Source organism: Stenotrophomonas maltophilia group sp. Smal12 (assembly GCF_037079935.1).
GTDB lineage: Bacteria > Pseudomonadota > Gammaproteobacteria > Xanthomonadales > Xanthomonadaceae > Stenotrophomonas > Stenotrophomonas sepilia.
In genome coordinates, this window is sequence record NZ_JBAWUK010000044.1 from 1 (window position 1) to 18,956 (window position 18,956).

The window sequence follows — 18,956 nt, forward strand, 5'->3', positions numbered from 1 at the left end:
CTACATCGAGATGTTCTACAACCCGATCCGCCGGCATGGTTCCGCTGGCGGCGTGTCACCGGTAGAGTTTGAAAGGCGCTACGCGCAGAGCGGCAACTGAGTGTCTACAGAACTCTGGCCGGTCCAGAGTCAGAAATCTCAAACAGGAAATGGCAGGCGGCAAGACAGCAGGTAAAACCGGCGAAACCCTTGGGAGACAATGGAAGCGGGCAGGGGGAGAGGGGCGGTAGTGCCTGCACAGGGCGTGTAACCAAAAAAGCGTTCCAGACCCATAATTCATAGCCTTCCTGAAACACTTTAAGTAGTGGGTGTTTTCTTCTTGGACGCTATCGGATGCCATCTTTTCTCCCTTCCCTGGTCACCGCACATTTGGCGTCCATCTGACTGCTCAATGCCACGCCAGAAACCCCCTTGGGTGCAGGGATTCGCAGGCTTTGGCATGACCTTTCTGTGCCTCGACAGCCTTGCTGGGCCTGTTCTTGGCCGCTGTGCAGGTAGTGCAGAAAAAGCACCCTATGAAGTGCGCAGGCGTGGCGGGGAGACGAGTGCGCGCGCAGAGGGGAGAGGACGGCTTGCAGGCAACCCAAGGGGCGCCGACACGCGCGCATCGCTGGTCATGCAGCTCGCGTGTGCGATGCTTGCCTCTCTATCTGTAGCCTATGGAAGAGTCGCCTCAAGTACTCACTCAGCGTCGCCAGTCATGAAGTCATATCCGCCCATCAGGTGACTTCCCCGCCGGACTAGGTGGCCGGGAGGCAGCTGGGCTAACAAGGCTTCGGCATGACCTTGCGAGCTTGCCACGTCCGCGAGCTGGAAGGTTTCAGAGTTGTAGACGCAGAAGCCCCAGCGACGGCCAGGGTTTGTGTCATCTAGCGTCGGGGCAAGTTGAGGCGCTTCTGGGACCATGGCCAAGCATGTTGCGTAGCCAAGGCCCGGCGCTCCGTCGCTCGGCTCCCATGAAGAACTGACTATCCCTATCACTTCGCCAAACCTATTGAAAACGGGCCCGCCGCTCATCCCGGACGGCCAATCCGCTTCAACTTCGAAAACTGGTGATGGATGTGCTGCGCCTCGCCCATCGGGGAACAGATCTGTGACGGTTCCGTAGACCCCGAACATTCCCTCTCGCAGATAGCGCGCGATCTCATCCGCGCTCATTGCCTCGAAGTGAAGCTCGGGGTATCCGACCGCGAACACCATCTCACCAACGTTGGGGCGGTAGCCGAAATTCACGGCCACTGTGTGGAACGAAGGTGCGTCAGCATCTAGCAAGATGCTAACGCCGGCGATATCGGGGCCAATTTGAAAGCCGGCATCACCCTGTAGCTCTGAGAGCGGATTAGCTCTCTTCTGCGCAACGATGGCGTCCACACGCTGGATAGGGGCCCAACATGGCTCAGGTATGCCCACAGTTCCAAATACAACCCCATAGCCAAGTAGAACGGTGGAGTGGGGCGACTTGGTAATGTCTGCGCTGATTCGGGCATCCGGTTTGATCTGGCGCAGATGCCGGGCGCGGACGCAGTCCACTACGTGGTCCGCAGTCAGTAGTCGGCCCCAGCCGTCAACATGGAAGGCGGTGCCAGCTCCGCGTATAGACCCGTCCACATCGCGCTGGAACACGGGTACGACCGCCCGGCGCAAACCAAAGGGGTCATCTATTGGAAAGAGGGTGCCGTGCTTGGCGCCTTGACCGTACGGAAATCGGGGGGCGTGAGTCCGAAAGGCGTCAAAGGTTCTAGGGGCAAAGGTGCCAGACATAGGCCGGAGTCCAGGTCGGTAGTGTGCGTGTAAGGTACTCGGGGCGACTTCTGTATGCAGCCCAGGCTTACACCCGATTCCCGCGCGGCGTCCGTGCTCGGCTCTTAGCCTCTGCTCTTTGACGGTAGCTTTGGCGGTAAGTGTCCTGGCTTACCATATGGAAATACAGTAAAAACAGTATGATAAATGGGTAATGTGGTTCCTGGTGGGCCCACCAATTAGACGTCTGAGGACGTCCAGATCAGTCCAAAGAATCCTCAAAAGCACTGAAGCGTAACGATCGTGGTGCCACTGGGGTCTCTCCCGATCCGCTTGCATCCACGAAGAAAAGTGAGTCAGTGTGTGAGTCTCGGTCTTGGCGCATCGGCATAAGCGCTACGACGTTGGAATGATCTATCTGAAGCTGCGGCAGGAATGACGTAGCGCGAACTACAAGTGCGTGGAACGGCTGTATCAGGCGCAACAGTTGCAGGTCAGGCGGCGCAAACGCAAGACGGTTCTGGTCGGCGAGCAGCAACCACTGCTGCGACCGGCCTGGGCCAACCACGTGGGGTCGATGGACTTCGTGTTCGATCGCACGGCCGAAGGTCGGGCCATTAAGTGCCTGGTGATCATCGATCACGCAACATGCGAAGCCGTGGCAATAGAGGTGTGGCGTGCGATTTCCGGGCACGGGGGCTCGTGTGTGCTGGACCGGCCGGCGTCGCTGCGCGGCTTGCCGCAGGTGATCCGTACTGACAACGGCAAGGAGCTCCGCGGCAAGGTGATGGTGAGCTGGGCGCACGCGCGTGGCGTGCAGCTCCCCTGATCCAGCGCGGCAAGCTGAACTAGAACGCCTATGGGGAATGGTTCAACGGTCGCCTGCGCCACGAATGCCTCAACGAGCACTGGTTCTCAACGCTGCCACACGCCCGCACCGAGATCGAGCGATGGCGCCGGGAACGCAACGAGGAGCCTCCAAAGACGCCATCGGCGGCATGACACAGGCCGCCTATGCCCAACACCTGACCAACATCGATATCATCAACCCCGGACTCTAAACCCGGCCACTACTCACGGCGGGGGCGTTGGGCGTATGAGATCAGCACTGCCCCAGCGAGTGCAACTCCAGCCACAACTCTGGCGTGATGGAGTCTGCGACGTCTACTGATTTCAAACATTCGGCTAGTTGCGCTCCCCCCGAACAACCAAGCAGGACGCTACTGACGAGCCTGTTTCGCAAGCACCACGCAATGGCAAGCTGGGCGCGAGATACTCCCAGAGCCTTGGAAATTCTCTCGATGCTCTTTGCAACTTCGACCCATCGCAGAAACTGTGCCTCACTCGCATGATCCCTCAACGTCGTGAAGTCCCGGAACGAAAGTCTCGAGCCAGGCGGAATGCCCTGGTCGTAGCGACCAGCGAGTATGCCCTGTTTCAATGGCGACCAAGTGAGCAACCCCATGCCATATCGATCAATCAGGTCTGATAGATCTTTCTCTACAGCTCTGGTCGCGACTAGGTTGTACTCAGGCTGCTCGAGCGAAGGGCCAATAAGATGATTGGAAAGAGCGAATTCGTGCGCCTCCGCCACTAGTCCAGTAGGCCACTTCGACGTTCCCCAGTGCATTACCTTGCCCTGCATAATCAACGAGTGCATCGTCCATACGATCTCTCCGACACATACATTTGCATCCCGTGAATGGCAAAGGTAGAGATCCAAGTAATCAATGCCCAGTCGTGTCAGCGCAGCATCACACTCCTCCACCAGATGCTTGCGGCCCAATCCGCGCTGAGTCGGCTTGAGCTGATGGTCAGGTTTTGCCCCGTAGAAAGCTTTGCTACAGATCGAGTAGGTGTCGCGTTGCCAGCCGGCGTTTCTTATCGCGCGCCCTAACCCACTCTGCGCCTGACCCCAGCCATAATTCTGGGCGGTATCAAACAGATTGATGCCCCCATGATAAGCCTGTGATATCAACCTAGCGCCATCCGAATTGCTCAGCCGCTGGCCAACACTAAGCCAGGTGCCCAGACCGAGTACAGACACGCTCAAGCCCGTCCTTCCAAGATATCGATATTGCATGCAAGTACCGGTAAAGACGGGGTGGCCATTGCACACCCCGTCATGAAGCAAGATTAGAAGTTAAACATCTCAGGAAATGCTAGGTGTCGCGCACTTCTGGTCGTATCCGCCGCTATTTTGGTCGAATCTGCAATATCCACCTGTATTCTGAGCATAGGTCTCGAACCCGCCGCCAGCAACGGCATCGGTCTCCAGCGGCGTCAGCAGCCGTGCGACCAAATCTTCACCGTATGACTTCTTGTCGCTTGTGTTCATTGCCAACTCCCTTCTGATTAAAGATCAACAATTGACCGCACTTTCCTTGACTTCCGTCGACCGCGGTCGGGATCGACGGGCACAACAGGTATGAGCCTCCTTGAAGCGGGCTTCAGGTCCTGCACAATGCTTAGATGGCGAAGGTGGGCTGCATGACCTCGTCAGGCTTCAGGCGCTCCTGAATCGCCGCCTCCGGATATCCGTTCTCGATCAGAAAATCAACTACGTGTGAGTAATACTTCTTCAGGCCGGCACAATAGACGCTTGGATTATCGAACTGTCGCGCACGGCTAAAACGGTTTTCTAGTGCGCCCCCGCCACATATTTTCACCCACCTGCAATTGAGACAGTCATCGGGGAGGTTTGCTCGCGCCCGATCAAGTAGCGCAAGGTCTGGGTCATTGACGAAGCTATAGAGAGACGAGGTGAAGATTGAGTACGAACGCTGCGAGGATCGCCACTCCAGCGCAGGAATCAACGAGTCATCACAACTTACTTCGCCTGTGCTCTGTATCACCACCACATGGGTTCGTTTGTCGAATACGTCCGTGGCAACGGTGTGTGCTGGTACATACTCTTGAAAGTAGCGAATTACCTTCGTTACTTCCCTCACGGAGACGTCCTGGTGGCTCAGCCACTTATTGAAGAGGCCTATCAGCAGATCTCCGTACTCCCCTGGGGTCTCGCCGTCGACGAAGGGTTCATCATGACTCCTGTCCGGCAACAGGAACCCCAAATGACGGAACTTGAGCTCCTCAACGAAGTGATCAAATGTCTCTTCAATCGGGATGTCGCGTCCAAGCACACTCAGTACACCGATTGCACTAATCCTTCGCTCGGTCTCCAACTCGTGAAGTCGTCCAACCGTGCGTGCGATCTTCTCATGCGATCCCTTTCCCTTATGGGTGACCCGGAATCTATCGTTGTACTCAGCTGGACCATCAAGACTGATGCCAACAGAAATACTGAATTCTGAGATTAGCTCTTCCCACTCGGCTGTAAGGTGATATCCATTTGTCTGTATGCCAAGACTCAGCTCGCATATGGGAGTCAACGTCTCACATAGAGCAGACGCCAGCCCCCTGAAATTGCGGGCTCTCATGAGAGTTGGCTCCCCGCCGTGGAACACGATGTTTACGTTCCTGATCCCTAGATCCTCGACGCCACGTTTGATGTAATCAGCGACGGCTGAGAACTTGTCAGGCTTCATGATTGGATCGGGGTTTTTGTAGGAATCATCGCCCATGAAGAAGTAGTAACAGTAGCTGCAAGCGAGGTTGCAGCGCTCGGCGATCTTGATGATGACCTGCAGCTCATGTAGCTTCTGAATCGGGGAAGATGCGTCGCTGCTGAGTACGTCGATCATTGTTTTCCCCTAGGCGTGATTCGAGAAAGATGAAACGGCGTGTACAGGGATCTTGGGGGGGATTGGCACGACACGATCGACGGTTTAGCGGAGCTGTCGGAATAGTCGATGCTCACGGCTCCTCCATTATGGCAAGCTGAAATCCATGCAGATCGAGCGTCCAATGCGTGCTCTCTAAAATCAAACCCATCTACTGCCACGGGCTTTCCTCCGGGCCTCAGAGAGCTGCAGGTCTTCACTTTGGGGTCAAGCACAATCACTCCGCCACCGGTAAACAGGCCGTAGTTCCCTTGGCAGTCGTTGCGTGAAACCTCTCGCATCAATTCTGCGGCTATGCGGAACTGCTGGTCCTTGCTCAAGCCGTTAATCGTTTCGCGAAGCGCGTAGCCATTCTGGGCTAGTAGTTCGATCATGGCGTTCTGCACCGGCGATCGCGCACCGAATGCCTCATCGAAGTCGGTATTTACATTGAGGCGCGACGAGGAGCTATCCTGCAGGGTGCCTTTCCAGAACTTGCCCAGAGCGACTGCTGGATCAGAATCTATCCGGACGAGGTTGATGAAGGTGTAGACCATTCCGCAGGAGTAAGCGAGTTGATACTCGCCGCCACTGATCAGGTCATTTAGTGGCCGCTTCTTGTACTCAGCTTGGTCGAGACATGACTCTGCAGCTACGCCTACGTCGCGCATGATCCCTTGCTCCTTGCTCCCGGTCACCTCCGACAGAAACAAACTCGCTGCCATTTCCGCCCCGCCCTCGAGCAGCATAATTCTGCTTTCTCGCGGGAGTGAATCCATCATCTGCACATCTTGATTCCATTGATGAAACGCTTCATGGGCAATGAAGTGAGACAAATCAATTGGAAAGCCTTTTGAGGGGTCCAGGCAGCCCGCACGAAGGCCAATCAGCAGTAGTCCGGGCAATGAGCTTCCACTGAAGCCGCAGCCCTGCTGAGTATTGGCACCCTGATCAAGCAGGAAGATTACAGATCTCACGCTGTGCGGCTCAGGTCCCAGGGCACCCCGATAGAACTTCTGGGCCCTCTCCAGCCAATCCAGATATTGGCTCCTAAACGCCTGTGGCACGCCTTGATCCGCCAGCAGCGTTGGAACGGGTATTGGCCGCCCATCCCTGAAGAATACGTAGCCTTCGAATATCGTCACTTGAGAGCTTGCTGGATGCTGTGAGGTTCCTAGATCGATGTCACCACATAAGGGCTCATACTGCGAATCATCAGGATTGATCAAGGGCTGGAGGTTGATCGCGACAGTGGATGGCGCCAGCTTTATAATCAGCGGATACTTTCTACCTTCGGGAAGCAGGCTCCTGCTGATATCCAAGGTGTAGACATGTTTGTCGGAGCGGGAGCGTTTCGATGCTTGCCACTCCTGCAGGTTGAGTTTGGGCGTACCCCGCGAGGTCACTCGCAACGTCGCCTTTGACATGGCTGTGTCGACCTCAAGGCCGGACGCGAGGCAATCACGCTTCCCGGCCCACGCGTTTGCCGTGAGCAGTGCCCACATGAGCAAGGTTGCCAACAGCGCCCACGGCTTTGGAGCTATTGGCACCATTCGAATGAAAGCCTTACCGGCAGTTTCGCGCTTATCACACCGTCCACAGCTACTTCCTTGAAGCCTCAGACTCAGCATTGCTCAGCCCTCCCGATGGTTTATCTCGAACCGTTGGTCTGCACTTTGTATGGTCTCCATCCGATGGGCGATCACCACCCGGGTCATGCTCGACATCTTCACGGCCGCATTGACGCGCCGCTCACACTCGAGGTCCAGATGGCTGGTTGCCTCATCCAGCACCAGCAGACGAGGGCGGCGATACAGCGCCCGAGCGAGGATCACTCGCTGCTTCTGCCCTCCAGACAGGCTGGAGCCCATGTCGCCTACCAGAGTTCTGTAGCCCATTGGCATCGCCTCGATATCGTCGCTCACTGCAGCGAGTGTCGCCGCTTCCCTGATGCGCTCATCGGTTGCATCCTGATCACCGAAACTAATGTTGTCCCCAATCGTTCCGGCGAACAGCTGATCTTCCTGCATGACTGCACCGACCAGGCTTCTGAATCGTCCGTGACCCATATCATCAATTTTCTGTCCTCCAAAGATCACCTCTCCTTCGCTAGGCTTCAGTAGGCCGAGCATGATTTTGGCGAGTGTCGTCTTGCCGCTCCCCGACACTCCAGTGATCGCAATTGAACGGCCCGATTCCACTCTAAAGCTACAGTTTCTCAGCACCCAGGGCTCTCCGTCGGAGTAGCGGAAACTGACATTCTTGAACTCGACACTCGACTCGGCCGGCACATGGCACGAGTCGACTCCGTCGGCGTTCTCCTGCTCGCTGAGGGCGATATCGGACAGCCGCTCCGCGTGCAATCTAAGCATCCTGAAATCAACCCACTTATCCGCCAAAGAAGTGGATCTATGAATAAACATGTCTGCGAAGGCGACAAATGCAACCATCATGCCAACTGAGAACTTCTCATCCATGACCAGAGAGGAAGCTATCCAGATCAGTGCGACTCTGCCCAGACCAAAGATAAGGCCGTTGGCAACTCCGAAAGAAATATTCAACTGCTGAATTCGGATTCCGCGGTTTATTGCCTGAACCGAGGCATTGGCATAGCGTGCGCGTCGCGCATTCTGCTGATTGGCCAGTTTGATCGGAAGTATTCCCCGGATGCTTTCCAGGATTTCGCCTTGCTGGCGTGCGGCATGAACAATCTGATCTTCGTTTGCCCTCCAAAGCGGAGCAAAGAATGCCCATCGAAGCAACGTGTAGAGCAGGAAGAGGCCCGCTACCAGCGCCGCCAATCCAGGGCTGTAGAAGGTCATTATCAAAAGAACGACAAGTGACATCAGCCCGTCCAACAGCGAGGCGATGAACTGGATTGGCAGCGTATTTTGGATGATCTGGATTGAGCCAAGCCGCGAGATGATGTCACCCACCTGCCGCTTCTCAAACCAAGCCAAGGGCAGCCGTAGGAGATGCCCAACCATGTTGCTCATCCATTGCGCAGATGTTGTTGCACTGATCCAGCTGATTAGCCAGGCGCGTAGTGCCGTGATGACAACCTGGAAGACCGCAACAATTGCGAAACCAATCGCCAGCAGCGAAAGAAGATCTCTATCTGCGGATACGATGACCTGATCCATCGTCCACTGGAGATAGAATGGTCCAATGAGAATGAATGCCTCTAGCGCCAGTGCAAGCCCCAGAACTTGGAGGCCAGCCGGCACGAGTCCCCGTATGGTACCTGCCAGTCGCCGAAGTGAGATAGATGGGGGGCTGTGCGCCGGACGGAAGTCGGCGCCCGGTATGAGCTCCAAGGCGACACCGGTGAACTGGCTTGACACCTCCAGAAGGTCGAGCTTCCGGACACCTCGTGACGGATCGTGAATTACAACCGATCGAGGGCCAATTTTGCATAGCACGACGAAATGATTCATGCCCCAATGCAGGATACAGGGCAGCTTCAATCTGGACAGATTATCAAGATCGAGCTTCAGCGGGCGCCCCTCCATGCCGAGTGCCGTCGCCACATGCATCATCTGCCTCAGCGTGACACCCTTCTGGGAAGATCCGAATTTCGCCCGCATTCCCAGCATATCTACATGATGACCATGGTACCCCGCGACCATGGCCAGACAGGCTAGTCCACATTCAGCGGTTTCTGCCTGCAGGATCAATGGCGTTTCGCGACGCCACCCAAAACGGAGTCCGGCCCGGATGTCCGCTCGCGAATGTCGATCGGGGCGCGTCTCTGCCGATGCGGAGCCGTCAGCCATTGGGATTTTCCTCATGCACCAGGCGCTGGATGCCAAAAAGCGGTTCAAACAGCCATTCGATAAGACGTCTCCGCTCTATAAGAACATCTGCTTGTAGCGTCATCCCCGGCCGGATCGACTCCCTAGCCCCATATGCGGGAACATACTGCCGGTCCAGTTCGACATCCACCCGATAGAGTGGTCCTTGATCTGCGGGCGGTAGTCGGCCAGTCAAGGCGGACTGTTCCGCCGGCGTCAGCGCGCTCCGAGAGACGATGGATACCCTTCCGTATTGCTGACCAAATTTCTGGTACGGAAATGCCTCATAGCGGAGGATGACGCGATTGCCCGGAGCGATGAATCCAATCGCACGGCTAGGAATAAGGAGCTGCGCCTGCAGCTTCGCGTCGCCGGGCAGTATCGTCACCATAGGCTGACCGGCACTGACCATTTGACCAGCCTTAACAAATAGAGCTGCGACGACACCGCTTTGTCCTGCTCTAAGCAGTGTGCCGCGTTGCAGATCGTTCTGAGCCTGCGACTGCGCGACGTCGGCAAGCTCTCGCACGATTTCGTTTCTACGAGTTGCGTCCTCTAACGGAAGTTTTGCCAAGGACTCCTTGGTGGCAGCCAGCTGTTGATGGAGTTCGAGCCCCTGCCTCTGCAGTTCTGCCTTCCGGGAGCGTGCGGCACGTACCACTGCTTGCTGGCGCTGAATTTCAAATGCAGAAACGTATCCGCCCTCTTCCAGAGGTTCGATCCGCGCCAAGAGCGCCTGTGAGCCTTCAACTTCCTCGCCCTGCAATGCAATCTGTTCGCCGACCTGATCCATCTGTCGTTGTATGAGCGATTCACGAGCAACCAGCGCCTCTCGTTGATGCCGAACGACAGAGTCCTGGGACATGAGATCGGCCCTGTAGCGTCCCTCCTTCTCCGTAAGCTTCTCGTCAATTGATGCTCGGGTTGCACCAAGTCGAACCGTGTCCTGTTCGCTTGATATCTCCATCAGGACCTCGCCTGCCTGTATGGATTGGCCGTCTTCCACATGCAGTCGCGTCACTGTTCCCGCGCTAAGAGCGGCGATGCTGATCAGTCCGCTAGCGGGCACCAGTTGACCCGTTACCATTTCTCGACGGGTGTATTGCCCTAGGACCAGGAATAGGCCCATAGCAGTCGTTAGCAGAAGGATCAGGCAAAGCCATAGCCAGCGAGAAGGTGGGCCGGGAAGTAGGATCTCGCCGAGGCCACTATGCTGATCTTCAGGTGAAGCCTCTCTGCGAAAGAGCTTATCTGCCACGGTATGTCTCTCGGCACTGATGCACAGGCGCGATGTCACTCAGCCTCGAAATGGGGCGATGTCCGCAATTGATTCCACTGGCAATGCCCCCCTCAGCCGGGTATCGGTCGCCATTGGCGTCTGGCCTAGTCCAGCCCCGCCGTTCTTTGGTCGCTGCGTACACGAAAACAGGAAGTGCCTCCATTGCATTCTCCGCCACCACCCTTGGACACCAATTCTTTGTAGAGGTATTCGCATGGTGTCAACCTCCTGCGACGTGGAGAGCGGAGCGGAGTGTGCCGAAGATAGTGGCAACGCTTGGAGCTCATAGTCACCCCTTGGCGTCGCGGTGTGCGCAGGTTGACGCCAAGCTGGCGAAATGCGACACCGTGGTCAGGATGTGCTTGGATCGTTCTCCGTATGCTGCGCATGCACATGTTGCAGCAGTGGCACGCGATGAGCGATACGGGGACGGAAGAAGCACTGCACGAGATCGTTTCAATGCGCCTTTTTTTTCCGGTTAAGCGGGCTTGATGCGATCCAGGATGAGACCACTATCCTTATCGGCTGCTCGAGAGGTGGAGGCTGGAGCGAAGACGCTGGAGGTGGTGAGTAACACCCTACCCGCAAAGGCCAGAGCCTTCGTGTGGGTACAATTGTGGAAACCACGATAATTAATGCGTCCGGCTCGACCAGGAGTGCCGACAATGCGTGTGACCCGAAAATGCACCAGGCCCGGAAGAGCGACCAGTGGTGCTTCGGCATGAAGCCGCATGTCTGCGTTGAAGGATTTTCCGGCCCAGTGCACCACGTGAAATGCAGGGAAGCCAACGCGGGTGATGTTACGGTCACCCACGAACTGCTGCACCGCTAAGAAGAATGCGTCCTTGGTGACGGCGGCTACACCAGTGCAGACAAGCGCACTGAACCGTTCGACTGCAACGCAACTTTGTCATTGCCGCCAAGCGTTCGAAGGTCAAGGCCATTGGCAACGCGCGCGAGCACAGACAGGGGGGGCGCTCGGAGGGCGGCAGCGTCAGTATTTGAGCGAAGGTTGATCATCCGTCCAAGTGAACAAGCGGCATTCCGGCTACACCAGGGTGCGCTACCGGGGCCCTGGCCAGGAACACCGGACTGGTACTTGCGCTGTTTGCGCTCTCCAGTCTGTGGATGGTGCGCCGGCAATTGCAGCCGACGTAGGGGTAACTCCGTCCTGAGGTGCCCGCAAGGGAACCTCCAGGGCAGATGAACATGGCGATACGCTGCGTCTGATGGCTCCAGATGACTGCAACGCTGGAAAACCCGGCGCTCAGCATAGTTTTTCCAGGGCATCCCTAAGCCTGTGGCCAATTTGCGAACGATGGGGCAGTGAACGGACACGTAGAGAAGTGGTAGGTTAATCCCTTGGTAAATAAATGATATGCATTGGCATCGTGAATGGGCCCCCACGCGACCTCGCACGACCTGTTGCAGATCTCATTGCCCCCGCCCCCCGCGCGACCTGCAGCGTCGGTACCATCTGATCCGCACACAGGGATCGACCATGCCCAACACCGAAACGCCGGTGGAAGACTTCACCACCGAAATCGAAGACAGCCGGCACCTGTTCGCCTGGTGTCTGGTCCACCATGGCCAGGTGCCCGAGGCGCAGGCGCTCGAACAGGCACGGAAGCGCTATCCCGACCAGAGCCCCGGCCGCGAATACGGGTACGCGCTGATCTTCCACGACGAGCCCTGGCACTGGGCGATGCTGCACATGAAGGGCGAAAGGTATTGGCAGCAGCACCCGGAACTGGCGCAGCCGTCGCTGGACTACGAAGCCGAATCGGACGCACTGTGCCTGGCCCGCGGTGAGCAGGTGCCACTGCTGGATGAGGACGAGTACCTGGGCGCGCTCGCGCATGCACGCCACATGCGTGCATGGACGCTGGTCCATCAGGCGGGTCGTTCGCCGGATGAAGCGCGCCAGGAGGCGCTTGGTCACTACGCGTATCATCCGCGCCATCATCGCGGGCGATTTCAGGTTCACGATCCGCGTGACGGCTGGTGCCATGTGATGAGCGCATTGCATGGCAACGACTACTGGGCGCGACCAGAGCTGCGGGAACCGCCACAGGCCTATTGGAGCGAGTCCCGCGCCTTTGTTTCGGCGCAGGGAATCCGCTTGCCGGACCCTCCGGGCTGAGGCCTGCTCAGCCAGCGAAGGCGCAGCGCCATCGATCACCGCACTCTGTGCCGAATGACACATGCCCTGCCATTTCTGCTGGCGGGAAGATGGCGGCATCCTGAAGTGGAGTGATCTGATGCCTGGTACGCTCAGTCGTCGCACCTTCCTGGCCAATGCCGCGGCTGTTCCGGCGGCCACGCTCATTCCCACCGGTGTTGCCACCCCGGCGCGGCCAAGCGTCACCACCGCGAGCCTGATCGACGCGGAACGCGGCGTGATCCGCTCGGCCATGGACGGCAGCGGCATCGGTGCCGCTGCCGTCTGCCTGGTCGAAGGCGGGCAGGTGCGCTGGACTGAAGGCTTCGGTCACGTATCAGGCCAGGGCAGCGTGCCCGTAGACGCCAGCACGATGTTCAGCATCCAGTCCACCTCGAAGAACTTCGCGGCGGTGGCGGTGCTGTTGGCCGTGCAGGACGGCATCCTTGATCTGGACGCGCCCATTACCCGCTATCTGCCGTCGTTCACGGTGCGCAGCCGCTTCGAGCATGCTCCACAGGAGCGCATCAGCCTGCGCCTGCTGCTTGCCAATCGCGCGGGATTCACGCACGAGGCGCCACTGGGCAACAACTACGAACCGGCGTCGCCGGGCTTTGATGCGCACGTCCGCAGCATCTCGCAGACATGGCTGCGCTTTCCGGTGGGTACGCGCTATCGCTACTCCAACCTGGGCTTCGACCTTGCCGGTCATGTCCTTGAGCAGGTTGCGGGCATCAGCTATCCGGCCTGGCTGCAGCGCCGGATCTTCGAGCCGCTGGGAATGCACGACAGTACGGCCGATGCGTCGGTCTACCTGGCAAGCAAGGTGCGGGCACTGGGAACCCAGGAAGGCCATACGCAGGTACCGCCGGTGACGCCGCTGGTGGTGTCGGGAGGCGTGTGGACCAGTGCCGCCGACATGGCGAAGTATCTTGGCTTCCTGCTCGGTGGCGGCCGATCCGGTGCGCAGCAACTGCTTGAGCCCCGTCTCTGGGACGAGATGCATGGTTTCGGCCTGGGCGGCGACTACGGGCTCGGTGTCATGCGCAGCGAACGCCTCTACGGCAGTACACCGGTGCGGCTGCTGCACCACCGCGGCGGGGGCTTCGGATTCGGGTGCGTGTTCACCTACTGCAGGCAGGCAAACGCTGGATTTGCCGCGATGTTCAATCGCGCGACGTCTGCGGGGTACGGCATCGGCGAGCGTCTGCTCGATCAGCTGTTGTCGGCGCGTTTCGGGCCCCGTCAGCCGCGCGTGCCCCTGTCTTCCCTGGCGCCGATCAGGTTGAACCAGGACCAGGTACAGCGGATGGCGGGAAGCTGGATCGGGCGCAGCGGCAAGGCGAAGATCGGGGTTGCCGGAAACGGCGAACTGCAACTGCATCGAGGGGCGCACGCCGAGGGTACCCGCTTTGCGGCCATCGACGGCGATCAACTGTTCACTGTGGACACCGATGGAGAGGTTGCGACGTACCGCTACCATGCGGCGACGGACATGCTGCCGGCGCACCTGGAATGCAGCAACGGCGAGGACGGGCTGGACCATAACGATCCCATCGATGGGACCACCGGGCCGCACGCGCCCCATTGGCAACCCTGGCTGGGACGCTATCGCGTTGACCAATGGGGCAAACCATCGATGTTCGTTGTGCTGGAGCAACGACAGGGCTGGCTGTACATCGATGGCATCCGCCTGGTTGCTGAGGCGGAGCCAGGATTGTTGTTCACCAGCGATGGCGAGGCGCTGGATTTCCGCAGCTCCCAGCCGACATGGCGCAACCTGCGCCTGCAGCGCGTCGCGCCCGTGGACCAGGGGTGATGGCGGCATGCCGCGTGCTCATCCGCGCCGCTCACGCCCATCGATGCTGTAGCGTCCCGCCCCGGTGCAGGCCAGCAGCAGGAAGCCGCCGGCGAGGCCCAGGTTCTTCAGGAACATGATCTGCTGGGTCTGATCGGCGAAGTTGTGGTGGAAGATGAAAGCAGTGACCAGGCTGAAGCCTGCGAGCACGACCGCCACCAGCCGGGTCTGGAAGCCGAGCAGGATGCTCAGGCCGCTGCCGATCTCGAAGGCGATGGTCGGCCAGAGCAGGATGCCGGGTACTCCCATCGCCTCCATGTAGCCCTGGGTACCGCTGAGATCGCCGAGCTTGCCCAGCCCGGAGACCAGGAACAGGGCCATCAGCAGGATGCGTGCAAGCAGGTAGGCGAGCGAATGCGATGAAGTGCTCACGTCGAGGACCTCGGAGATGGCCGACGCAGGCGATCGGAGCCCACCGGCAGTGAAGCCCGTGTCTACGCGCCGGGCAAGGCGCCTTGACAGCTGCCGCGCTGCAGTAGACCTTTCCCGCATGACGATCGATATTGAATCGCTCAGCCTTCGCGAGCTGGGTGCCCTGGTGGTTGCCGCTGAACAGCGGAAACAGCTCATTTCCAGCCGCCGTCCGGCCAGTGCGGTGCGGCGGATGCTGAAGGCCGCCGCCGCCGAAGCCGGCTACACCCTCGAAGAACTCTTTGGCGGCCAAGCCTCGGAAACACCTGCGCCCGCCCGCAAACCCGCCCGCCGTAAATCCGGCAAAGTCGCGCCCAAGTATCGCGACCCGGAGTACAAGCGCCTGACCTGGACCGGTCGCGGGCGCATGCCGCGCTGGTTGGCGTCCAAGGTGTCGATGGGCCACAAGGTCACCGATTTCCTGATTCCTGGTTTGGCCAGGCCGACCGCTGGCAAGACCAGCACCATCGGCAAGCGGACCGTCATCAAGAAGGGATGAGGCTGCAGCACTGCTACCCTGCCCGGGTCTTTCAACCAAGGAGCACGGGATGGCACACGCGAGTGGCATGACGATCACGCCGAAAGTCCTGCACGCCGCCGCAGGCGCGGCCGTGCTGGTCAGCCTGCTGGCCTGGGCGGTGGAATGGAGCGGGATGGCCTATGTCTGCCCGTACTGCCGCGTGCAGCGCACGGTCATCGGCGTGCTCGGCCTGCTGACGCTGTTCGCGCGCCCTGGGAGCCTCATCGTGCCCTGGTTGTCGTACACAGCGGGTGGCTTCGCCTTCGTGGTCGCAGCGATGCAGCACTTCAACGGTTGGAAACGCATTTCCGCAGGCGACTTCAGTTTCAATGAGCAGTGGTACATCGACCCTTGGCTGTTGTCGGGCTGCGCGATGCTGATCCTGGTGGCGCAGCTGATGCTGGTGCAGGCCGCCTGCCGGCGCAGCTTGCGCTGAGTGTTTCCACGCATGGCGTGGAACTACCCGTTCTGGAATACGGCCAGCTGCGCGGCGAAGGCGCGCTGGTAGGCGGGCCGCTGCGTCGCGCGGGCCACATAGGCGGCCACCGTCGGATACTCGTCGAGCAGCCCGCTGCTCTTCAGGCGCAGCAGCACCGAGACCATCATCAGGTCGCCCACGCTGAAATCGCCATCCAGCCACGGCGCCTTGGCCAGCCATGTCGACAGTTGCGCCAGCCGCGCCCGAACCCGCTCATCCAGCATTGGCAGCCGCTGTGCGTACCACGGCTGCTCGCGCTCCAGCACCCAGGCCATGGAGCGCTCAACGATGGGCGGTTCCACCGTGTTCAGCGCAGCGAACACCCACATGATCGCGCGCATGCGGGCGTCCGGATCGCGCAGCAGCAGGCTGGGGTGCTGTTCGGCCAGGTGCAGGACGATGGCGCCGGATTCGAACAGGGTCCGGTCGCCCTCCTGCCAGGTGGGAATCTGCCCGAACGGATTCCGTGCCAGGTGAGCGGGCTGCTTCATCTCGGTGAAGGTGAGCAGTTGTACGTCATAGGCTACGGCCAGTTCCTCCAGTGCCCAGCGCACGCGCATGTCACGGGCCAGGCCATGGCCGCGGTCGGGGGAGGTGGCGAAGGCGGTGAGGATGGGAGGCATGGGAGCAGTCCGCGGTCAAGGATGGCTTTGATGATCTGACGAGCGAGTGCGCCGTAAATCGACATGCGGGCGGTGCCCTGCACGTTGCCTGCACGTGTTCTGCACGCACGCACTGTCCTGGATACATCAGTCTGCCGGGGTCATCCGCAGAGACAGGTAACAGGCATGAATATCCCCGGAAAACCGAAGCCCAGTTGGCGCCAGAGAAACGTGCTGATGGGAGCACTCGTTGCGGTCCTGGTGATCGTGCTGATCATCCTCTTTGTTCCTTGGTGACCCTGCCCAGGATCGCTCGATGTGATCCACGCGCCACCGCCGCGTGAAAAAGTCAGTGCGGGTTGGGTGAAGTGATGTACGTATCAATCGTTGCTCACCTGCGAACCACACGAGCATGTCCAGAGTGGATCCACAGGCAGCGCAGTCGAGGCTGCTTTTCTCCCCCGAAACGACGATACAGGAGCAACGCCATGAGCACCCAGTCCACCATCGAACATCGTCTCAACGACCTGATCGAGATCGCCCGTGACGGCAAGTCGTTCTATGAAGAGGCCGCGACCAAGGTGAAGGATGCCGAGCTGTCGGCCCTGTTCACCCGCATTGCCGGTGTCAAGGGTCGCATCGTGGCCGCATTGAGTGGCTCGGTGGCCGCCAGCGGCGGCAAGCCGGCTGAGCACGGCACCGTGGTCGGCTCGATGCAGCAGTTCTACGGCAAGGTGCGTGCAGCCTTCGGTGATACCAACTACGGCTATGTTGCCGAGCTGGAAGAATCGGAGGACCGCCTGCTGGCCGCGTTCAAGGACGTGCTGAAGGACAACGAGCTGCCGCCGGCGGTACGCCAGGAAGTCACCCAGCTGTTGCCGGAAGTGCAGGAGTGCCACAACGTGATGCGCGCGCGCAAGCATGCGATGAAGGCGGCCTGACGATCAGCGGCGTCCCACTCCCAGGGGCGCCGCGGCCGGGGCGGCACCGCTGCCCCGGCCACCCTGAATCGGTCGCTGCTACACTCTTGCCGGTTCCGCACTGCCAACAATGAGCACCATGAACTACGGGAACGGTCCGCAGACAGTTCGCTGAGCCGCAACAACGACGCAGACGTTGTTGCGGTGAACATCCCTGCGATGCATGCGAAGTGGATGGATCACCGCCGGACTCACTCTGGGCGGAGACTCCCCATGTTCAATCGACAGGCCCCGCGTTGGGCCCATACTCTGCCATCGGCCATTGCGCTGATGGCGCCGTTCGACCTCCTGGCCTCGCTGGCCATGGATATCTATCTGCCTGTAGTGCCCTTGATGCCCGGCGCGTTGGGAACATCGCCTGCGCGGGTGCAATTGACGCTGAGCATCTACCTGCTGGTGCTCGGCGTCGGCCAACTGTTGTTCGGCCCGTTGTCCGACCGGATCGGGCGCCGCCCCGTGCTGTTGCTGGGGGCGCTGCTGTTCACCGTTGCCTCGTTCGCGCTGGCGCTGTCCAGCAATAGCGGGTTCTTCCTGGCCTGGCGCACAGTGCAGGCGATTGGCGCGTCGGCAGCGCTGGTAGCGACATTTGCCACGGTCCGCGACGTATACGCGGATACACCGCAGGGGGCGTCCTTGTATGGACTGTTCGCTTCGATGCTGGCCTTCGTACCGGCGCTGGGGCCGATGCTGGGTGCACTGGTGGCTGCGGCAGCAGGCTGGCGTGCGATCTTCGTGCTGCTGGGTGTGCTTGGCCTGGTCGCCGTCCTGCGCGCGCAACGCCTGTGGCAGGAAACCCGACCCGCAGGGCGCAGAGACGCTGGACCGGCACTGCAGAGAATTCTTCGCAGTGGTGCCTTCTGGGTCTACACGCTGGGATTCAGTGCCGCGATGGGCGCGTTCTTCGTGTTCTTCTCGATCGCACCGCGCGTGCTGGTCGAGCGCATGCAGTACTCCCAGATCACCTTCAGCCTGGCGTTCGCGACGGTGGCACTGATGATGATCCTCACGTCGCGCATGGCGAAGACGTTCATCGCGCGCTGGGCGGTGCCTGGCACATTCGTGCGTGGCCTGTGCGTGATGGTGGGGGGTGTGTTGTTGATGGCGCTCGCTGCGGAGTTGCCACTGTCATTCGCCAGCGTCGTGCTGCCCATGTGGGGCATCGCGGCGGGGCTGGTGATGGTGGTTTCGGTGGCTGCCAACGGCGCGTTGAGTGAGTTTGCCGATGCGTCGGGTATGGCGGTGGCGCTCTACTACGCGATGCAGAGCCTGATCGTGGCCTGCTTCGGAACACTGGCTACGGTGCTGCTGCCGGGCGATACGGTATGGCCGCTGGTGGCCTATGGGCTGTTGCTGCCAGTGGCCAGCCTGGTCGCCGCGGCGATGTTGCGCGGCTGCCGCTAGCCTCGGCCGG

General features: G+C 59.7%; 15 protein-coding genes and 1 pseudogene. 7 read left to right on the top strand and 9 right to left on the bottom strand.

Features of this window, described 5'->3' with window-relative positions; translation table 11 throughout:
- Positions 1–681 precede the first annotated feature (681 nt).
- Positions 682–1,761 (bottom strand): serine protease, encoded by a 1,080-nt coding sequence (locus tag WDC87_RS16970; RefSeq protein ID WP_252744429.1) that lies wholly within the window; start codon positions 1,759–1,761, stop codon positions 682–684.
- A gap of 355 nt (positions 1,762–2,116) precedes the next feature.
- On the opposite strand from WDC87_RS16970, the pseudogene WDC87_RS16975 reads away from it, so the two are divergent.
- Positions 2,117–2,801: pseudogene (locus tag WDC87_RS16975) on the top strand (integrase core domain-containing protein); the annotation flags it as partial.
- Positions 2,802–2,842: 41 nt separating this feature from the next.
- Here the strand turns inward: WDC87_RS16975 and WDC87_RS16980 are convergent.
- The 6 genes from WDC87_RS16980 to WDC87_RS17005 all read right to left on the bottom strand — a co-directional run bounded on the left by WDC87_RS16980 (position 2,843) and on the right by WDC87_RS17005 (position 10,514).
- Entirely contained in the window at positions 2,843–3,787 is a 945-nt protein-coding gene (locus WDC87_RS16980; protein ID WP_252744436.1) for an aldo/keto reductase, read from the bottom strand.
- A gap of 105 nt (positions 3,788–3,892) precedes the next feature.
- Entirely contained in the window at positions 3,893–4,078 is a 186-nt protein-coding gene (locus WDC87_RS16985; RefSeq protein ID WP_252744428.1) for a hypothetical protein, read from the bottom strand.
- Between the two features lie 130 nt (positions 4,079–4,208).
- Positions 4,209–5,444, bottom strand: coding sequence for a radical SAM protein (locus WDC87_RS16990; protein ID WP_252744427.1), 1,236 nt, complete (start codon positions 5,442–5,444; stop codon positions 4,209–4,211).
- Positions 5,441–6,967 carry a hypothetical protein gene (locus WDC87_RS16995; RefSeq protein ID WP_252744426.1) on the bottom strand — a complete coding sequence of 509 codons (1,527 nt, stop codon included), beginning with the start codon at positions 6,965–6,967 and terminating at the stop codon, positions 5,441–5,443. Before WDC87_RS16995 ends, WDC87_RS16990 begins: the two co-directional genes overlap by 4 nt.
- Before the next feature lie 129 nt (positions 6,968–7,096).
- Positions 7,097–9,238 (bottom strand): peptidase domain-containing ABC transporter, encoded by a 2,142-nt coding sequence (locus WDC87_RS17000; protein WP_252744425.1) that lies wholly within the window; start codon positions 9,236–9,238, stop codon positions 7,097–7,099.
- Positions 9,231–10,514: an HlyD family efflux transporter periplasmic adaptor subunit gene (locus tag WDC87_RS17005; protein ID WP_252744424.1), complete on the bottom strand. Its 1,284-nt coding sequence runs from the start codon at positions 10,512–10,514 to the stop codon at positions 9,231–9,233. Before WDC87_RS17005 ends, WDC87_RS17000 begins: the two co-directional genes overlap by 8 nt.
- 1,522 nt (positions 10,515–12,036) lie before the next feature.
- Here WDC87_RS17005 and WDC87_RS17010 point away from each other — a divergent pair.
- Both WDC87_RS17010 and WDC87_RS17015 read left to right on the top strand, forming a co-directional pair.
- On the top strand, positions 12,037–12,678 hold the full coding sequence (locus WDC87_RS17010) for a hypothetical protein (protein WP_252744423.1): 642 nt from the start codon (positions 12,037–12,039) through the stop codon (positions 12,676–12,678).
- A gap of 118 nt (positions 12,679–12,796) precedes the next feature.
- Entirely contained in the window at positions 12,797–14,515 is a 1,719-nt protein-coding gene (locus WDC87_RS17015) for a serine hydrolase domain-containing protein (RefSeq protein ID WP_336331314.1), read from the top strand.
- 18 nt (positions 14,516–14,533) lie between these two features.
- Here WDC87_RS17015 and WDC87_RS17020 read toward each other — a convergent pair whose 3' ends face one another.
- Complete coding sequence (locus WDC87_RS17020; protein ID WP_301655219.1) at positions 14,534–14,926, bottom strand: DoxX family protein; 393 nt, start codon at positions 14,924–14,926, stop codon at positions 14,534–14,536.
- A 118-nt stretch (positions 14,927–15,044) separates the two neighbouring features.
- Here WDC87_RS17020 and WDC87_RS17025 point away from each other — a divergent pair, with 118 nt between their 5' ends.
- Both WDC87_RS17025 and WDC87_RS17030 read left to right on the top strand, forming a co-directional pair.
- Positions 15,045–15,464: an H-NS histone family protein gene (locus tag WDC87_RS17025; RefSeq protein WP_005419573.1), complete on the top strand. Its 420-nt coding sequence runs from the start codon at positions 15,045–15,047 to the stop codon at positions 15,462–15,464.
- Between the two features lie 49 nt (positions 15,465–15,513).
- Positions 15,514–15,921, top strand: a complete 408-nt coding sequence (locus WDC87_RS17030) for a hypothetical protein (RefSeq protein WP_061478117.1) — start codon at positions 15,514–15,516, stop codon at positions 15,919–15,921.
- Positions 15,922–15,944: 23 nt separating this feature from the next.
- Here WDC87_RS17030 and WDC87_RS17035 read toward each other — a convergent pair whose 3' ends face one another.
- The gene (locus WDC87_RS17035) at positions 15,945–16,586 is read right to left on the bottom strand and encodes a glutathione S-transferase family protein (RefSeq protein ID WP_252744760.1); all 642 of its coding nucleotides are present in this window, start codon (positions 16,584–16,586) and stop codon (positions 15,945–15,947) included.
- Between the two features lie 467 nt (positions 16,587–17,053).
- Between WDC87_RS17035 and WDC87_RS17040 the strand changes: the two genes are divergently transcribed.
- Positions 17,054–17,506: a PA2169 family four-helix-bundle protein gene (locus WDC87_RS17040; RefSeq protein ID WP_088496113.1), complete on the top strand. Its 453-nt coding sequence runs from the start codon at positions 17,054–17,056 to the stop codon at positions 17,504–17,506.
- A 252-nt stretch (positions 17,507–17,758) separates the two neighbouring features.
- Positions 17,759–18,946: a CmlA/FloR family chloramphenicol efflux MFS transporter gene (gene cml, locus WDC87_RS17045; RefSeq protein WP_072167243.1), complete on the top strand. Its 1,188-nt coding sequence runs from the start codon at positions 17,759–17,761 to the stop codon at positions 18,944–18,946.
- Positions 18,947–18,956: the final 10 nt, after the last annotated feature.

Bases quoted from the DNA above. Each gene is read 5' to 3' on its own strand.
- WDC87_RS16970 (WP_252744429.1), bottom strand. From the start codon at position 1,761: ATGTCTGGCACCTTTGCCCCTAGAACCTTTGACGCCTTTCGGACTCAC.
- WDC87_RS16985 (WP_252744428.1), bottom strand. From the start codon at position 4,078: ATGAACACAAGCGACAAGAAGTCATACGGTGAAGATTTGGTCGCACGG.
- WDC87_RS16990 (WP_252744427.1), bottom strand. From the start codon at position 5,444: ATGATCGACGTACTCAGCAGCGACGCATCTTCCCCGATTCAGAAGCTA.
- WDC87_RS16995 (WP_252744426.1), bottom strand. From the start codon at position 6,967: ATGTGGGCACTGCTCACGGCAAACGCGTGGGCCGGGAAGCGTGATTGC.
- WDC87_RS17000 (WP_252744425.1), bottom strand. From the start codon at position 9,238: ATGGCTGACGGCTCCGCATCGGCAGAGACGCGCCCCGATCGACATTCG.
- WDC87_RS17010 (WP_252744423.1), top strand. From the start codon at position 12,037: ATGCCCAACACCGAAACGCCGGTGGAAGACTTCACCACCGAAATCGAA.
- WDC87_RS17015 (WP_336331314.1), top strand. From the start codon at position 12,797: ATGCCTGGTACGCTCAGTCGTCGCACCTTCCTGGCCAATGCCGCGGCT.
- WDC87_RS17025 (WP_005419573.1), top strand. From the start codon at position 15,045: ATGACGATCGATATTGAATCGCTCAGCCTTCGCGAGCTGGGTGCCCTG.
- WDC87_RS17030 (WP_061478117.1), top strand. From the start codon at position 15,514: ATGGCACACGCGAGTGGCATGACGATCACGCCGAAAGTCCTGCACGCC.
- WDC87_RS17035 (WP_252744760.1), bottom strand. From the start codon at position 16,586: ATGCCTCCCATCCTCACCGCCTTCGCCACCTCCCCCGACCGCGGCCAT.
- WDC87_RS17040 (WP_088496113.1), top strand. From the start codon at position 17,054: ATGAGCACCCAGTCCACCATCGAACATCGTCTCAACGACCTGATCGAG.
- cml (WP_072167243.1), top strand. From the start codon at position 17,759: ATGTTCAATCGACAGGCCCCGCGTTGGGCCCATACTCTGCCATCGGCC.